This window comes from uncultured Senegalimassilia sp., from assembly GCF_934630535.1.
Lineage (GTDB): Bacteria > Actinomycetota > Coriobacteriia > Coriobacteriales > Eggerthellaceae > Senegalimassilia.
This window is the reverse complement of sequence record NZ_CAKTVU010000004.1, coordinates 68636-83265: the sequence shown is the minus strand read 5'-3', so window position 1 is coordinate 83265 and position 14630 is coordinate 68636. Positions and strand designations below refer to the sequence as shown.

Below are 14630 nucleotides of genomic sequence, written 5' to 3'. Positions count from 1 at the left end.
CCAGCGCAAACGCGAGTACCGGCGGAATCGCCGGACGCGAGGGAAACGGTGCATCGTCTTCGGCAACCCAGGCATCGGGGACAACCGAGCCCCTAAGCAACTCGCCTTGAGCGGCGCCTACCCGACGCAAATCGAATCCGCCAATGAAGCGTACTTCTTTTCGCCGATACCGGAAACCCGCTTGAGGTCCTCAACGGTTTTGAACGGGCCGTTAGCCTGCCTGTCCGCAACGATACGCTGAGCCAACGCAGGCCCTACCCCGTTGAGCTGCTGCAGCTGATCGGCGGTTGCCGTGTTGATATCGACCTTTCCATTTGCGAAAGCACTGCCAGCAGACGCAGCCGGCAACCCGGAATCAGCACCCGCAGGCACCTCAGAGCCGTTAGCTTGCTGCAAGCTGGGAACGATAATCTGTTCCCCATCCTTTACCTCCCGGGCAAGGTTGATCGCATCAACGGCAGCATCCTCGGCAAAGCCGCCGGCCGCGTCGACCGCCTGCTGCACACGCGCATTGCCGGCGAGCTCATAGAGCCCGGGACGGACAACCGACCCTCCGACATGCACGAACAGCGAAGCGCTCTCATTTTGCGCAGCACCCTCCAGTCCCGAAGCCTCCTGCGAAACATCCACCTTCTCAACGGTGAAGGCGGAATCCGGTGCGAGCACCGATGCCAAGCCCGCGCCGCCCGCAACCAAAACGCAAATCGCAACAGCCGTGATGCCGATCACAACCGGAAGCCGAGCACCGCCCATGTGCAGCTTGGCCCGAACCGAATCGGCATACCGAACGAAATCCATAAGAGCCCCTTTCCTTGGTTGCGGAAAGCATAGCTCCGCCAACTTGCAGAACCCTTGTCGAGAAGGCCGGTCTTAGTCGCATGAACCTTGCACGATCAAGCAAATTCAACCTGGACGCGGACCTCGCAAACACCACGAAATGTCGTTGAAAATTCGCGAGCATCTCGAAGAATTAACTAATAAGCGCTCCTCGCGCTAAATGACAATGGCAAGCAAGTCCGAAAGACCGATCGACTCTTGTAAATCGACTCAACTCGATAAGCACCTTGCCTCAAATCAGTGGGCCGCGCACGCCGTCGGGTTTAGTTTACATGTAGCCGGACACGCGAAAAGGCCGCGCATCAGCACGGCCTTTTCGCATTTGGTTTCATATAACACCCAATGATCAGGCACCGACCCATGGCGTTATGTGCAAGAAATACTATTCCTTGCGAGGCTTTTTCCTCTTGTAGCCGGGGCACTTGTAATCGTGCGGCTCAGCGGCATCTGCAAGTTCACAAACCCATTGATCGACGGGAAGGGCCGCCTCGGCCTCAAGCACGTCCTCGAGCTGCGCATGCGTTTCAGGGTTGCGCGGCATGAACAGCGTGCAGCAATCCGGGGCATCCTGGGACGAGATCTCGAACGTGCCGACCTGTTGGGCCATATCGATGATCTCAAGCTTGTCGGTGCCGATAAGGGGACGGAACACCGGCATATCGACCGCCGCATCGGTGCAGCGGATGTTATCCAAGGTTTGCGAGGCAACCTGGCCGAGCGACTCGCCGGTTACCAGGGCCTTCGCCCCTTCTCGGCGGGCGATTTCCTGCGCGACCTTGAACATAAGGCGGCGATACATGATAACGCGCAGCTGAGGCGGCACCGTCAGCGAGATCTCGCGCTGGTAATCGCCGAACGGCACGACGTACACACGGCCGATGCACCCGGTCTTCTCAAGCACGTGCGCGATATCGTCGACCAAATACTCGCTGGTATCGCTGGTTTGCGGACGGCCGGAGAAATGAACGCCGATGCATACGGCGCCGCGGCGAGCCATGCGCCACGTTGCCACCGGGGAGTCGATGCCGCTTGACAGCAGGCAGGCTACCTTGCCCGAGCTTCCAACCGGAAGGCCGCCGACGCCGCGCACGCTGCGAGCGTACACGTAAGCAGCGTTCTGCACCACTTCGACGCCCACCACCACATCGGGGTTCTTCATCTGCACCTGTTTTTCGGGATGCGCCTCGCACAGCGCAGCGCCGATGATGCGATTCATATCCATGGACCCGACTTCGAAATCGGTATGATTGCGTCGAGCCTGCACTTTGAAGCTGGTGAAGTCGTCGACATCGGCCATGGCCGCCAGCGCCGCTTGCTCCATTTGCGCAAGATCGCGCTCGCACTTGTAACCGGAGGATACGCGGGCAACGCCGGGCACCTTGCGGATGAAGTCGGCACAGCGCTTCTCGGTCTCCCAGTCGGTGCCCTCGCGCAAAAACACGCACAGTCGGCCGGAAATTCGATGGATGGTGACCACATCGAAATCGGAGAGCAGCGCCTCAAGGTTTTTGAGCAGACGCATCTCGAACGTGGAGCGGTTATGCCCCTTCAGCCCGATTTCATGGTAGTGGACCAGGCAAATGCGCTGGAATTCGGTCATATGAACAGCCCTTCGAAACAGACGGTAAGCGGGTAAACGGAACAAACCCTCTGTCGTCCTGCAAGCCTTCGCGCTACTTGCAACGCACGCGGCGCAGCAAATAATCAGCGAGGCTGGCGCAGGACGCCAGAGGGTTCACACGTCAAACGAAAACTGCTTGGCGTAGATATAGATTAGTGGTTCTCGGCGTCGATGGTTTCCGGGTCGTAGGAAACGTCGCCGCGGGCGATTTCGGAGAAAGCCATGGAAAGCGGCTTCTTGTCTGCGGCTTTGGCGATTTCGACGGCGGTTTGCAGCTGGATGGCGCGATCGCGCTGGCCACGCATCATGTCATTGATGTCATGAGCGCGCTTAGACGCCAGAGCGCACAGCAAGAAGCGGTCGTTATCGGTTGCGTCCAGAAGGTCGGTGATCCTCGGTTCGATGATGCTCATAGGGTAGTTAACCTCGCGTTTTCTCGGCTTGTTCGTTCACGTATGAGACGAGCTGCGAAGCAGCTTCGTCAAGATTATCGTTCACAAGCTGTATATCATACTCCATTTTATGGGAAAGCTCCACCTTGGCAGCCGCAAGTCGTTGCTGGATGACTTCCTCGGTTTCGGTATCGCGACCGCGAAGGCGCTGCTCGAGCACCTCCATGGAAGGCGGCTCGATGAAGATCAGATGGGCATCGGGCACTTTGTCCCTGACCTGGAACGCCCCTTGCACATCGATCTCGAGGATGACCTGCTGACCTGCTGCCATATGCTCCTGGACGCTGGCCCTGGGCGTACCGTAATGGTTGGACCCGTACACCGCCCACTCGAGCAAGCCGTCGGAATCGATGAGCTGCTGGAACTGCTCAGTGGTTTTGAACTGGTAGTGAACGCCGTCTATCTCGCCTGCGCGGGGATCGCGCGTGGTGGCCGAAACCGAGACCCACGCATCGGGAACCGCCTGCACAAGTCGGGCCACCAGGGTGCCTTTGCCAGCACCTGATGGCCCGGAGATGACGAACAGATTGCCGCGGCGCACTGCCTAGCCCAGACGCTCGAGAAGCGCGACCTGCTGACGCTCGCCAAGACCGCGAAGGCGGCGGCTTTCGGCGATCTGCAGCTCCTTCATGACCTTCTCGGCCTTGGCCTTGCCGTAACCGGGGAGGGTTTCGATGAGCGTGGAGACCTTCATGCGGCCGATGACCGGGTCGTCTTTCATGTCGACCACCTGGGCAAGCGTGAGCTTGCCGGCCTTGAGATCATCGCGGACCTGCGCGCGCTTGATGCGAGCAGCCTTGGCCTTTTCAAGGGCCGCCTGACGATCTTCAGGGCTGAGTTGGGGAATAGCCATCAGTAATCTCCTTCGTGTAAATCAAGCGTTGTCGAGATACTAGCACGTCAACCGTTATCGACAACAACCAGTTACCCAAATCACAAAAAAGTTTTCGCGGAAAAATGGCCTTGTACCTGGGATTCTTCTGAATCCGACGCAAAGTCACCCTTTTTCAGCGACAAGATATTATGCACGAACGCAGTCACATGTGCCACGAACGCGCGAAATTCCCACTAGTCCAATTCGGCCACGATGGCGTCGAAGGCGGCTGCCGGGTCGGCTGCCTGCATGATGGGGCGGCCGATGACGATATGCGATGCGCCGTTCTCGAAGGCCTGCTTCGGCGTTGCCACGCGGGACTGGTCGCCGAGCGCGCTGCCGGCGGGACGCACGCCCGGCGTGACGATATAGCCCTCGGGGCCAAGCACCTCGCGGAGCATGGCCGCCTCCTGCGGGGAAGCCACGACGCCGGAGATGCCGGAGCGCTTGGCCTGTTCGGCGAGCACATTGACCTGCTCGGACATGGGACGGGTGACGCCGGTGTCGGCCAAGGCCGCCTGGCTCATGGAGGTGAGCACGGTGATGCCCAAGGTGATGGGCACGTCGAAGCCGTATTCGGCCGCGGCGCGCTCGGCGCCCTTTTGCGCCGCGCTCATCATGGCGACGCCGCCGATGGTGTGCATCGTCATCATGTCCGCGCCGCTAGCGGCAGCCGAATACGCCGCACCCTCGACCTGATGCGGGATGTCGTGGAACTTCAGGTCCAAGAACACCTTGAAGCCGCGCTCTTTCAGGGCGTATACGACGGCGGGGCCGTTGGCGTAGAACAACGTCATGCCGATCTTCATCCACGTGGCCTTGCCCTGCAGCTTGTCGGCCAGCTCGAAGGCCTCTTCGATGTCGCAGTCCAGGGCGACGATGACGCGGTCGCGCTCGGGGATATCGGAAAACGTGGTTAGCATTGCAGCGCTCCAATCAGTTCGTTGACGTCTTCGACGCCATGACGCTCGCAATACTCGGCGATGCCGTCGATGACGTCTATGGTTGCCTGGGGGTTGACGAAGTTCGCGGTGCCCACCGCCACGGCGGTGGCGCCAGCGAGCAAAAACTCCACGGCGTCGATGCCGTTCGAGATACCGCCCATGCCCAAAAGCGGCACCTTCACCGCATTGTGGCACTGCCACACGCAGCGCAGGGCCACGGGCTTGATGGCGGGACCGGAGAAGCCGGCGAAGGGACGCGACGTGAGAGTGCAGCGGCGATCGGCGTCGATGGCCATGCCCATGAGTGTGTTGATGAGCGAGATGGCGTCGGCTCCGGCGGACTCGGCGGCGCGGGCGATCTCGGCGATATCGGTGACGTTGGGCGTGAGCTTGACGATGAGGGGACGGGCGGTAGCCTGACGGCACATGCCCACCACCTTCTCGACGGACTCCACGTGCGTGCCGATGGTCATGCCGCCGGCATCGACGTTCGGGCACGAGATGTTGACCTCGTACGCATCGACGGGTGCATCTTCAAGCGCTTCGATGACCTGCACGTACTCGTCGAAGCTGTGACCGGACACGTTGACGATGGTGGTTGCTCCCACCTCGGCAAGCCACGGCAGCTCGCAGGCCTTCAGATGCTCGACGCCGGGGTTCTGCAGGCCGATGGAGTTGAGCATGCCCGAAGGCACCTCGGCGATGCGCGGGGAGGCGTTGCCCTCCCACCCGTTGAGCGAGACGCCCTTGGTGGTGACGGCGCCCAAGGCGGAGACGTCCACGAAATCCGAGTACTCGCGGCCCGCGGCGAAGGTGCCGGATGCCGTGGTCACGGGGTTTTTCATGGAAAGCCCGCCGAGGTTGACGGCCATGTTAACGCTTGTGGGGGCCGCAGTTGCGGGAAGCATGGGGGTTGCAATCATCTACCACACCACCTTTTCTGCATCGAACACCGGGCCGTCGACGCACGAGCGCTTCTTGCCGTCGACCGTGTCCACCACGCAAGACAGGCACGCGCCCACGCCGCAGGCCATGCGCTTTTCCAGAGAGATCTGGCACGGAACGCCGGCTTCGGCGGCTTGACCGGCCACGATCTTCATAAGGGGCTCGGGGCCGCAGCACGCCACATACTGATACGGCGCGCCGTCGACGCCGGCGGCAAGCGCCTCCTGCACCAAGGAGGTGCAGAACCCCTTACGGCCGAGCGTGCCATCGTCGGTTGCCACGCGCACATCGCGGGACAGAAGCTGCTCGTAGCGCTTCAGGCACACGAGGGCATCGGCGGTCTGCGCGCCGAGCACCACGTCCACGTGCACACCCGAACCGACGAGCTCCTGGCACAGCATGAACAACGGGGCCGCGCCAACGCCGCCGCCCACGAGCAACGCGCGCTGCGTACCGGCGGGCGCCTGCCAGCGGCGACCGACCGGCCCGATGAGCTCGGCGGATTCGATTTCGTTGGCCACATCAGGTGCGAGCGCGGCAAGATGGTTCGTGCCGAAGCCCACCGTTTGATACAGTACATCGAGCGTACCGCCGGCCGCATCGGCCGCATACACCGAGAACGGACGGCGCAGCACATGGCCTTCCATTCCGGGGATCTTCATATGCACGAACTGACCGGGTTCGATCGCGGCCGCGATGGCCGGCGAGGAAAGCGTCATGAGATACAGATTCGGACCGACGCATTCGTTTTCCAGAATGCGGACCCGCTCGTTCACAAGCGCCACAGGGCTCCTTCCGTCACGGTGGCCGCGATGCGGCCCTTGCTACGTTGGGAGCGATTGTACCATTGCTGCAGCTAGCAAGCGCAAAGCCGACAGTTCGAACGCAAACGGACCACGAGCGCGCCCGAAGCGCCCATGCGCGGGTAGACAAGATGCGACGGGCGAAAAAACGGCAACGGGGACGGCGCCTCGCGCGGCATGCGAAACGCCGCCGTGCGAAACACGTCCCCGTCGCCTATCCCCTGCCGGCGCGCGACCGCAGGGCGATGTGCTTTACCGCGCCGAATCCCCCTCGATCGGCAAGGAGTGCTGCGGAAGGTCTTGCAGCGCGATCGCCGACAGCCCGTTGGCGCGCATGGCCTCCAAACCCGCCGCCATGGCCTGGGCGCCCGCAAGCGTGGTGATCTGCGTGACGCCGTGCTTGACCGCCTCGGTGCGAAGCTCGTAACCATCGTCGCGGGTAGCATGCCCGAACGGCGTGTTGACCATCAGGGCGATCTTGCCGTCGATCAGCATGTCGAGCACGTTTGGCTCGCCTTCGCTGATCTTCTTCACCGGTGTACAGTCTACACCGGCTGCGCGAAGCGTGCGCGCCGTACCCGAGGTAGCCACGATATGGAAGCCGAGACGCGCGATGTCGCGTGCGATGGGCACGATGCCGCGCTTGTCGCGGTCGCAGACGCTCACGAACACCGTTCCGCCCTCGGGAAGCTTGTAGCTGATGGCAAGCTGGGTCTTGGCGAACGCGCACGGGAAGTTCTCCGCAATGCCCATGACCTCGCCCGTGGATTTCATCTCGGGACCGAGGATGGTATCGGCGCCCGGGAAGCGGCCGAAGGGCATGACCGCCTCCTTGACGCTGAAGTGGTCCAGACGCCGCTCATCGCTTGGCAAGCGCAGATCGGCGATGCTCTCGCCCGCCATGATGCGGGCCGCCGCCTGGGCCAGGGGCACGCCGGTGGCCTTGGAAGCGAACGGCACGGTGCGGCTGGCGCGCGGGTTCGCCTCGATCATGTAGATGACCTGGTCCTTGATGGCGAACTGGATGTTGAGCAGGCCGACCACGCCCAAGCGAAGCGCCAAGCGGCGCGCGATGGAGCGCAGCTGCGCCTGGATGGCATCGGAAAGCGAGAACGGCGGCGTGCAGCATGCCGAGTCGCCGGAATGGATGCCGGCCATCTCGATATGCTCCATGATGGCGCCGACGTAGGTTTCGTCGCCATCGCACAATGCGTCAAGGTCAAGCTCGACGGCTCCCTCGAGGAAACGGTCGAGATACACCGGGTGATCGGGCGTAATCTTTGCGGCTTCCGCCATATAGCGCTTCAGCTGCCCGTCGTTGTAAACGATGCCCATGCCGCGCCCGCCGAGCACATAGCTCGGGCGCACGAGCAGCGGGAACCCTATTTCGGCGGCAACCTGTCGCGCCTGCTCGAACGTGGTCGCCTGCCCGGCGGCCGGATAGGCGATGTCGAGCTCGTCGCATACGGCACGGAACCGGTCGCGGTCCTCGGCAAGGTCGATGGCCTCGGGCTTGGTGCCCATGATGTTGACGCCGGCATCCTGCAGGGCCGCCGCCAGCTTAAGCGGGGTCTGCCCGCCTAACGTGACCACCACGCCCTCGGGCTGCTCAACGTCGACGATGTCCATAACGTCCTCGAAGGTGAGCGGCTCGAAATACAGCTTGTCGGAGGTATCGTAATCGGTCGACACGGTCTCGGGGTTGCAGTTGACCATTATCGTCTCATACCCCGCGTCGCGCAGCGCATAGCTGGCGTGCACGCAACAGTAATCGAACTCGATGCCCTGTCCGATACGGTTCGGACCGGCGCCTAAGATCATGACGCTCTTGCGACCCGGCGTGGGAACGGCCTCGTTCTCGTCGGCGTCATAGGTCTTGTAATGGTACGCCGTGGTGCCGGGGAACTCGGCGGCGCAGGTGTCGACCGTCTTAAACGCAGGCACGACGCCGAGCTGCTTGCGGCGAGCGCGCACCTCAAGCTCATCGGACCCGGTCAGGTGTCCAATCTGCACGTCGGACAGGCCCATACGCTTAAGCAGCCGAAACGCTTGCGCGTCAAGCCCGTCAAGCGACATCCCGCGAAGGTTCTCCTCGACGGTGACGATATCGCGCATACGGTCGATGAACCAGGGGTCGATGCCCGTGGCCTCGTGCATGCGCTGGGTGCTCCACCCGCGGCGCAGCGCTTCTGCCATATAGAAGATGCGATCTTGCGTGGGACGGCCGACCAGGTCGTCGAAGCCGTCCTCCTCCAGCACGTCCTTGCATTTGCCGTCGGCGTTCAGGCCGGCGCGCCCGTTCTCCAACGAGCGCATGGCCTTGCCCATCGCCTCCTCGAACGTGCGGCCGATCGCCATGACCTCGCCCACGGCCTTCATGCGCGTGGACAGCACATCATCGGCGCCCTGGAACTTCTCGAAGGCGAAGCGCGGCGCCTTCACCACGCAATAGTCGATGGACGGCTCGAAACATGCCGGCGTGGCCTTGGTGATATCGTTGACGATCTCATCGAGCGTGTATCCGACGGCAAGGCGCGCCGCGGCCTTGGCAATGGGGAAACCGGTAGCCTTCGATGCAAGCGCCGAGGAGCGCGATACGCGCGGGTTCATCTCGATGACCACCATGCGGCCGTTTCGCGGGTTCACGGCGAACTGCACGTTCGACCCGCCCGTTTCCACGCCCACCTTCTCAAGGATCGCCAGACTTGCCGCGCGCATGCGCTGATACTCCACATCGCTGAGCGTTTGAGCAGGGGCGACGGTGATGGAATCGCCCGTATGCACGCCCATGGCGTCAAGGTTCTCGATGGAGCAGACGATGATGCCGTTGCCGGCCTTGTCGCGCATGACCTCCATCTCGTACTCTTTCCAGCCCTCGATGGATTCCTCGACGAGCACCTCGCCGGCTGGCGACAGCTCCAGGCCCTGCGGCACGATCAGGCGCAGCTCATCTTCGTTGTGCGCGATGCCGCCGCCGGCACCGCCCATGGTGAAGCTCGGACGCAAAACCACCGGGTACCCGAGCTTTGCCACGATGGCCAGCGCGTCCTCGACGCGATACGCGTAATCGCTGCGAGCCGTCTCGATGCCCAGCTCGGCCATGCACTCGTTGAACAGCTTCCGGTCCTCGCCGCGCTTGATGGCGTCAAGATCACAGCCGATCATCTCGACCCCGTACTTCTTCAGGATGCCCGATTCCGCCAGCTTGACGGCGGCGTTCAAGCCGGTTTGCCCGCCCAAGGTGGGCAACAGCGCATCCGGGTGCTCACGGGCGATGACCCGCTCGATGAACTCGGCGGTGATAGGCTCGACATAGGTGCGGTCGGCCATGGCAGGATCGGTCATGATGGTAGCCGGGTTCGAGTTGACCAGCACAACGCGGTAACCCTCTTCCTTGAGCACCTTGCAAGCTTGCGTTCCGGAGTAGTCGAATTCGCACGCCTGGCCGATGACGATGGGGCCCGAGCCGATGACCAGGATGGTTTCGATATCGTTGCGTTTAGGCATTCGCGGGCTCCTTCGCTGCTTCGGCGCCGAACCGCCAGCCGCCCAAGCGGTCGACGGCGATGTCGATGTCCAGATAATCCTTGCGTCCCTCCATCAGGCGCGCGAACGCCGTGAACAGATAGTGCGCATCGGTCGGGCCCGGGGCGGCCTCGGGGTGGTACTGCACGCAGAATGCGGGGACGTCCAAAAACGCCACGCCTTCCACCGTGCCGTCGTTGAGGTTGACGTGGGTGAGCTGAATGCGCCCGAAACGCTTGTTCCGCACAACGGGGGCGATGCCGGCGCGCACCCAGAAACGCAGGTCATCGTGATGTTCGGTATGCCCGCCGGAAAATTCGGGCACAAGCTCGCCCATGCTGGGGAACAGCACGCCGAACCCATGGTTTTGCGCCGTGATCTCCACGCGTCGCGTGAGAAGGTTCATCACGGGATGGTTGCCGCCTCGATGGCCGAACTTGAGCTTCTCGATGTCGGCGCCGGCGGCCTTGCCCATCATCTGGTGACCCAGGCAGATGCCGAACATCGGCACCTTGCCGAGCAGCTTCTCAACCTGGGAATACGTGCCCGAAACCGCATCGGGGTCGCCGGGGCCGTTGCTTAAGAACACGCCATCGGGATGCTGCGCGAGCACGTCCTCGGCCGGCGTGTCCCACGGCACGCACGAAACCGAGCACCCGGCGCGCACGAGCCCGTCGAGGATGGAGCGCTTCACGCCGCAATCGTAGGCGATCACGTTGAAACGGGTAGCAGGGGCTTCCGTCAAAGCGAACCGCACGCTGTCCGGCACATCGTCGGCGGTATGCGCATAGGGGCGCTCGCACGACACCGTGGCGGCAAGGTTTTGCCCCACGATGCTCTCGCTCGCGCGCACTTTCGCCAGCAGGCTTTCCGCATCGTCGTCGACGGTGGAGATGATCGCGCGCTGGGCTCCGTGATCGCGGACGTGACGAACGAGCGCACGCGTATCCACGCCCTCGATGGCCACCACGCCGCTACGTTTCAGATACTCGGCGAGCGGCATGTCGCTTCGCCAATTGCTCGGCGTCGCGCACATATCGCGAACCACCAGGCCCCGCAAAGCGGGCTTGGCCGATTGCGCATCCTCAAGGTTCACGCCGTAATTCCCGATTTGCGGATAAGTCAACGCTATGATCTGGCCTGCATAGCTCGGGTCGCTGATCACCTCGAGATAGCCCTCGAGCGAAGTGTTGAAGCAAATCTCACCGAACGCCTCGCCTTCGGCGCCGCGTGCGCTGCCGAAGAACACCGAACCGTCCTCTAAAGCCAAAGCCGCCCTTACGCCAACCCCCTTCGAGGTCCCGCGTAGCAGCTGTTCCGTTACGTTGCTCACATGCAACTCCTTTCATGATGGCAAGCGCGAACCGACCCCTTGACGCGGCGGCCCCGCAAGTCGAGGGCCGAACAGCATGTCGCCAATGCCGTCCATCGCCTGCCATATTCCTTTTCGGTCTCTCCGTACCGCCCTTAAAGGACTCCGAGCAGTATACATCTTGATAGCTGTTTCAATTCCTATTTATGCGGTTTTATTACCTATTGTTAACGTAATATGCAGTGCAATTATTCCGTATTTTTGTGCAGGCGCACATAAACCCCAGGTGGGACGCGAATTTCAAGCTGATTTGCCATTGAGGGAACCCTTCTTGGCGTAGTAGGATGTCCGATAAACGGGGAAACGCTCAGAGATCGGAAAGGGGAAGATCAATGGGAATCGACGACCGGGCGACAAGCCAGCCTCCTGGCGCGATGCGCGGCGCCATTGTGGGAACGGTGGCGCTCGTAACGGTGTTCGCCGCCGCCTCCGCGCCTATCCCGCTGTACGCCACATGGCAGCAGCAACTGGGGATCTCCGCCTCCGATGTGTCCATGACCATCGTCATGTACCTGTTCGGCGTGCTGACCGTCCTGTTCTTCGCCGGATCGTTGTCCGACGCTTCCGGGCGCAGGCCGACCGTCGGCGCCGCGCTCGCCTGCGGCGTTGCCGGATGCCTGCTGTTCATGGGCCTCTCGAACGGCCCGATGCTTCAGTTCGCCCGTTTCGTACAAGGGGTTTCCTGCGCGCTGTCCATGAGCGCCACCTCGGCGTTCGTGATCGACTGCACTTCGGAGCGCCATCGCACCTTCGGCATGACCATCGCAAGCACCGGCTACCTGATCGGGCTTACCGTAGGGTCCCTGGGCATCGGGTTTTTCGCCACGGTGTCCACCGCCTACTGGCAGGTATTCGCCGTTTTCGGGGTCATCATGCTCATCACGATGCTCGCGCTGCCCTTCACGCCCGAAACCGTGCACAACCGCATCACTCTGAAAAAGGCGATCAAGCCCATGACGCATGTGCCGGCACATCTTCGCGGGCTGCTGCCTATCGTTGCCGGCGGCTATATATCTACATGGTCGATCGGCTTTTTCTTCCAGTCGCTGGCCACACCGGCCTCGGTGGACTACTTTGCGGCCACCGATCCGCTCATCCCTTCCTTGGTGCTGGCCTTGGCCATGGCGCCGAGCGCCCTTGGAGGCCCGCTTTCCGCGCGTATAGGCACACGTCCCTCGATGATCTTCGGCTACATCATCATGTTCTGCGCGGCCGCCGCTCTGGAGGCATGCATGCTTCTAGGCGTTCTAGTCCCCTATCTGCTGATCGAGGTGGTGTTCGCCATCACCTCGGGCATGATCTTGTCCTCAAGCCTGCACATGCTCATCAGCGCATCCACGCCGCAGGAGAACGCCAGCGTGGTAACGCTTGCCAACCTCAGCGGCTATGTGGGGTCGACCGTCGTCTCCACCATCCAAACCGCGCTCACCGCCACATTCGATCTGGCAACGGTGTATGCCATCATCGTTTTGCTGGCCGCCATCTCGATCGTGCCGGGATGCGTGGCGATGTTCAAGCAACGGGGATAACAGCAAGCGAAAAGCCCTTTGCGTCGGAATCGATCGCCATGCTTCGAAGGATTCCGGCGCATGCCGTCGGGCTTGCAATGACGAGGAGGGGACATGAACGAAAGCCGCAACGCATCGAATGCAAGAGACCTGAGAAGCGCCATCATCGCGGCGTGCGCCATGCTGCTGACCTTCGCTGCGGTGGCGGTGCCCGTGCCGTTGTACGCCGAGTACAAGATAGCCCTAGGCCTCACCGACGCCGACATCTCGCTGACCATGGTGTCGTATCTGATCGGCGTGCTGACCATCTTGTTCATCGGCGGTTCGCTGTCGGATGCGCTTGGACGCAGGCCGCTTGTGGCCGCCTCGCTGCTGTTCGGCGCGCTTGCCTGCGCACTGTACATCTGGTTGCCCAACGGCATCGCCTTGCAGGTCGCGCGCATGGTGCAGGGCGTTTCCTGCGGGCTTACCATGAGCGCCACCTCGGCGTTCATGCTCGACTGCACCTCGCAGCGCTATCGCACGTTCGGGACCACCATCGCAAGCACCGGATGTTTGATCGGCATGATGATCGGGTCTTTGGGCATCGGCATCTATGCCACGTTCTCGCGCGACTACACCCCCCTGTTCGCCGTGCTCATCGTGCTGATGGCGCTCACCGTCATCCTGCTCCCCCTTGCGCAGGAAACGGTCACGCAGCGGATCACCATCCGCAAGGCCATCAAGCCGCTTGTGCGCATCCCGAAAAACCTGCGCCCGGTATTCCCCCTTGCCGCCGGATGCTATATCGCCGCATGGGGCACCGGCGTGTTCTTCCAGTCGCTGTCGACCCCCGCTGCGGTTGCGTACTTCCAATCAACCGATCCGCTGATCCCCGCGCTCATGTTCGCGCTTGCCATGGCTCCAAGCGCGCTCGGCGGCCCCATGTCCGCCCGTACCACCACGCGCTTCGCCGTGTACGGCGGCACGGCGCTGCTGTGCATCACCTACGCGATCTTGTGGGTCACGCTGACGAAGGGCATGACGGTGCCCTTCCTGATCGCCGACGGCGTGTTCAGCGTTTCCACCGGCATCCTGCTTTCGGCCAGCATGCACATGCTCATCAGCTACAGCGACCCCGCGGACAGCGCAAGCGTGGTGTCGCTGATCAACTTCACCGGCTATGTGGGGTCGACCGTGGTGAGCATCGCAATGAGCGCGATCGCGAACACGATGGCGCTCGGCACCGTCCTTATGGTGGGATTCGCCATCTCCATGGTGTTCATGATCCCTGGTTTCGCAACAAGGGCGCTGCGCAAATAGCTTGCCTGAGCAGCCCCTGCCTTTTTTGAAACCGGACATATCCGAATGCGCCTCAATACGGCGACGAAGTCGAGGGCCGGACATCCTAAGCTCGGGAACGCTATGCGCAATCCACGCACATTCCCGAGCTTTTCTGTTTGTTCCCTTGTTGAGGATACGATATTCGCTGAGTGCGGTTTTACCGGCACGCTTATTCAATATTTAGCACTATTCTCAATATTGTATGCAGCTGTTATTCGTTGCAATCTTCCTTTGCCGCAAACTGGATGCGGGTCATGGCCGATTTTCCCAAAATGACACCTGGACGAAGCGCCAAGGGCCATGTACGATGCCGACAAAGGAGGGAACCGAAGCCAAGGACGAGCCGATGAACCAGACCGAATCAGCCACAAGCCAACCTCCGGGTGCCGTACCGCTACCCGATGAGATCGTTGCCACAAGGGCCTT

12 protein-coding genes are annotated in these 14630 nt (G+C 62.0%); 2 read left to right on the top strand and 10 right to left on the bottom strand.

Annotation, left to right across the window (positions count from 1 at the left end; translation table 11 throughout):
* Window positions 1-117 precede the first annotated feature (117 nt).
* From Q0D52_RS03920 to carA, 10 genes are all read right to left on the bottom strand, one after another.
* A complete protein-coding gene (locus Q0D52_RS03920) occupies window positions 118-798 on the bottom strand; it encodes a ComEA family DNA-binding protein (protein WP_294361065.1) in 681 nt (226 codons plus the stop codon).
* Window positions 799-1219: 421 nt separating this feature from the next.
* Window positions 1220-2437, bottom strand: coding sequence for a tRNA uracil 4-sulfurtransferase ThiI (gene thiI / locus Q0D52_RS03915; RefSeq protein WP_294361067.1), 1218 nt, complete (start codon window positions 2435-2437; stop codon window positions 1220-1222).
* Between the two features lie 173 nt (window positions 2438-2610).
* Window positions 2611-2871 carry a DNA-directed RNA polymerase subunit omega gene (locus Q0D52_RS03910; RefSeq protein WP_042434108.1) on the bottom strand — a complete coding sequence of 87 codons (261 nt, stop codon included), beginning with the start codon at window positions 2869-2871 and terminating at the stop codon, window positions 2611-2613.
* A 7-nt stretch (window positions 2872-2878) separates the two neighbouring features.
* Window positions 2879-3451, bottom strand: coding sequence for a guanylate kinase (gene gmk / locus Q0D52_RS03905; RefSeq protein WP_294380292.1), 573 nt, complete (start codon window positions 3449-3451; stop codon window positions 2879-2881).
* Between the two features lie 3 nt (window positions 3452-3454).
* On the bottom strand, window positions 3455-3763 hold the full coding sequence (gene mihF, locus Q0D52_RS03900) for an integration host factor, actinobacterial type (RefSeq protein ID WP_042434102.1): 309 nt from the start codon (window positions 3761-3763) through the stop codon (window positions 3455-3457).
* Between the two features lie 215 nt (window positions 3764-3978).
* Window positions 3979-4707: an orotidine-5'-phosphate decarboxylase gene (gene pyrF / locus Q0D52_RS03895; RefSeq protein ID WP_294380290.1), complete on the bottom strand. Its 729-nt coding sequence runs from the start codon at window positions 4705-4707 to the stop codon at window positions 3979-3981.
* Window positions 4701-5600, bottom strand: a complete 900-nt coding sequence (locus Q0D52_RS03890) for a dihydroorotate dehydrogenase (protein WP_294380288.1) — start codon at window positions 5598-5600, stop codon at window positions 4701-4703. The genes pyrF and Q0D52_RS03890 overlap by 7 nt, the downstream gene beginning before the upstream one ends.
* A gap of 51 nt (window positions 5601-5651) precedes the next feature.
* Window positions 5652-6458 carry a dihydroorotate dehydrogenase electron transfer subunit gene (locus Q0D52_RS03885; RefSeq protein WP_294380286.1) on the bottom strand — a complete coding sequence of 269 codons (807 nt, stop codon included), beginning with the start codon at window positions 6456-6458 and terminating at the stop codon, window positions 5652-5654.
* A 270-nt stretch (window positions 6459-6728) separates the two neighbouring features.
* Window positions 6729-9983: a carbamoyl-phosphate synthase large subunit gene (gene carB / locus Q0D52_RS03880; RefSeq protein WP_294380284.1), complete on the bottom strand. Its 3255-nt coding sequence runs from the start codon at window positions 9981-9983 to the stop codon at window positions 6729-6731.
* Complete coding sequence (gene carA / locus Q0D52_RS03875) at window positions 9976-11334, bottom strand: glutamine-hydrolyzing carbamoyl-phosphate synthase small subunit (RefSeq protein ID WP_294380282.1); 1359 nt, start codon at window positions 11332-11334, stop codon at window positions 9976-9978. The genes carB and carA overlap by 8 nt, the downstream gene beginning before the upstream one ends.
* 371 nt (window positions 11335-11705) lie before the next feature.
* Here carA and Q0D52_RS03870 point away from each other — a divergent pair, with 371 nt between their 5' ends.
* Together Q0D52_RS03870 and Q0D52_RS03865 are read left to right on the top strand one after the other, a co-directional pair.
* Window positions 11706-12902 (top strand): MFS transporter, encoded by a 1197-nt coding sequence (locus tag Q0D52_RS03870; RefSeq protein ID WP_294380280.1) that lies wholly within the window; start codon window positions 11706-11708, stop codon window positions 12900-12902.
* A 93-nt stretch (window positions 12903-12995) separates the two neighbouring features.
* On the top strand, window positions 12996-14183 hold the full coding sequence (locus Q0D52_RS03865) for an MFS transporter (protein WP_294380277.1): 1188 nt from the start codon (window positions 12996-12998) through the stop codon (window positions 14181-14183).
* The last annotated feature ends 447 nt before the right edge of the window (window positions 14184-14630 follow it).

Bases quoted from the DNA above. Each gene is read 5' to 3' on its own strand.
- Q0D52_RS03920 (WP_294361065.1), bottom strand. From the start codon at position 798: ATGGATTTCGTTCGGTATGCCGATTCGGTTCGGGCCAAGCTGCACATG.
- thiI (WP_294361067.1), bottom strand. From the start codon at position 2,437: ATGACCGAATTCCAGCGCATTTGCCTGGTCCACTACCATGAAATCGGG.
- Q0D52_RS03910 (WP_042434108.1), bottom strand. From the start codon at position 2,871: ATGAGCATCATCGAACCGAGGATCACCGACCTTCTGGACGCAACCGAT.
- mihF (WP_042434102.1), bottom strand. From the start codon at position 3,763: ATGGCTATTCCCCAACTCAGCCCTGAAGATCGTCAGGCGGCCCTTGAA.
- pyrF (WP_294380290.1), bottom strand. From the start codon at position 4,707: ATGCTAACCACGTTTTCCGATATCCCCGAGCGCGACCGCGTCATCGTC.
- Q0D52_RS03890 (WP_294380288.1), bottom strand. From the start codon at position 5,600: ATGGCCGTCAACCTCGGCGGGCTTTCCATGAAAAACCCCGTGACCACG.
- carB (WP_294380284.1), bottom strand. From the start codon at position 9,983: ATGCCTAAACGCAACGATATCGAAACCATCCTGGTCATCGGCTCGGGC.
- Q0D52_RS03870 (WP_294380280.1), top strand. From the start codon at position 11,706: ATGGGAATCGACGACCGGGCGACAAGCCAGCCTCCTGGCGCGATGCGC.
- Q0D52_RS03865 (WP_294380277.1), top strand. From the start codon at position 12,996: ATGAACGAAAGCCGCAACGCATCGAATGCAAGAGACCTGAGAAGCGCC.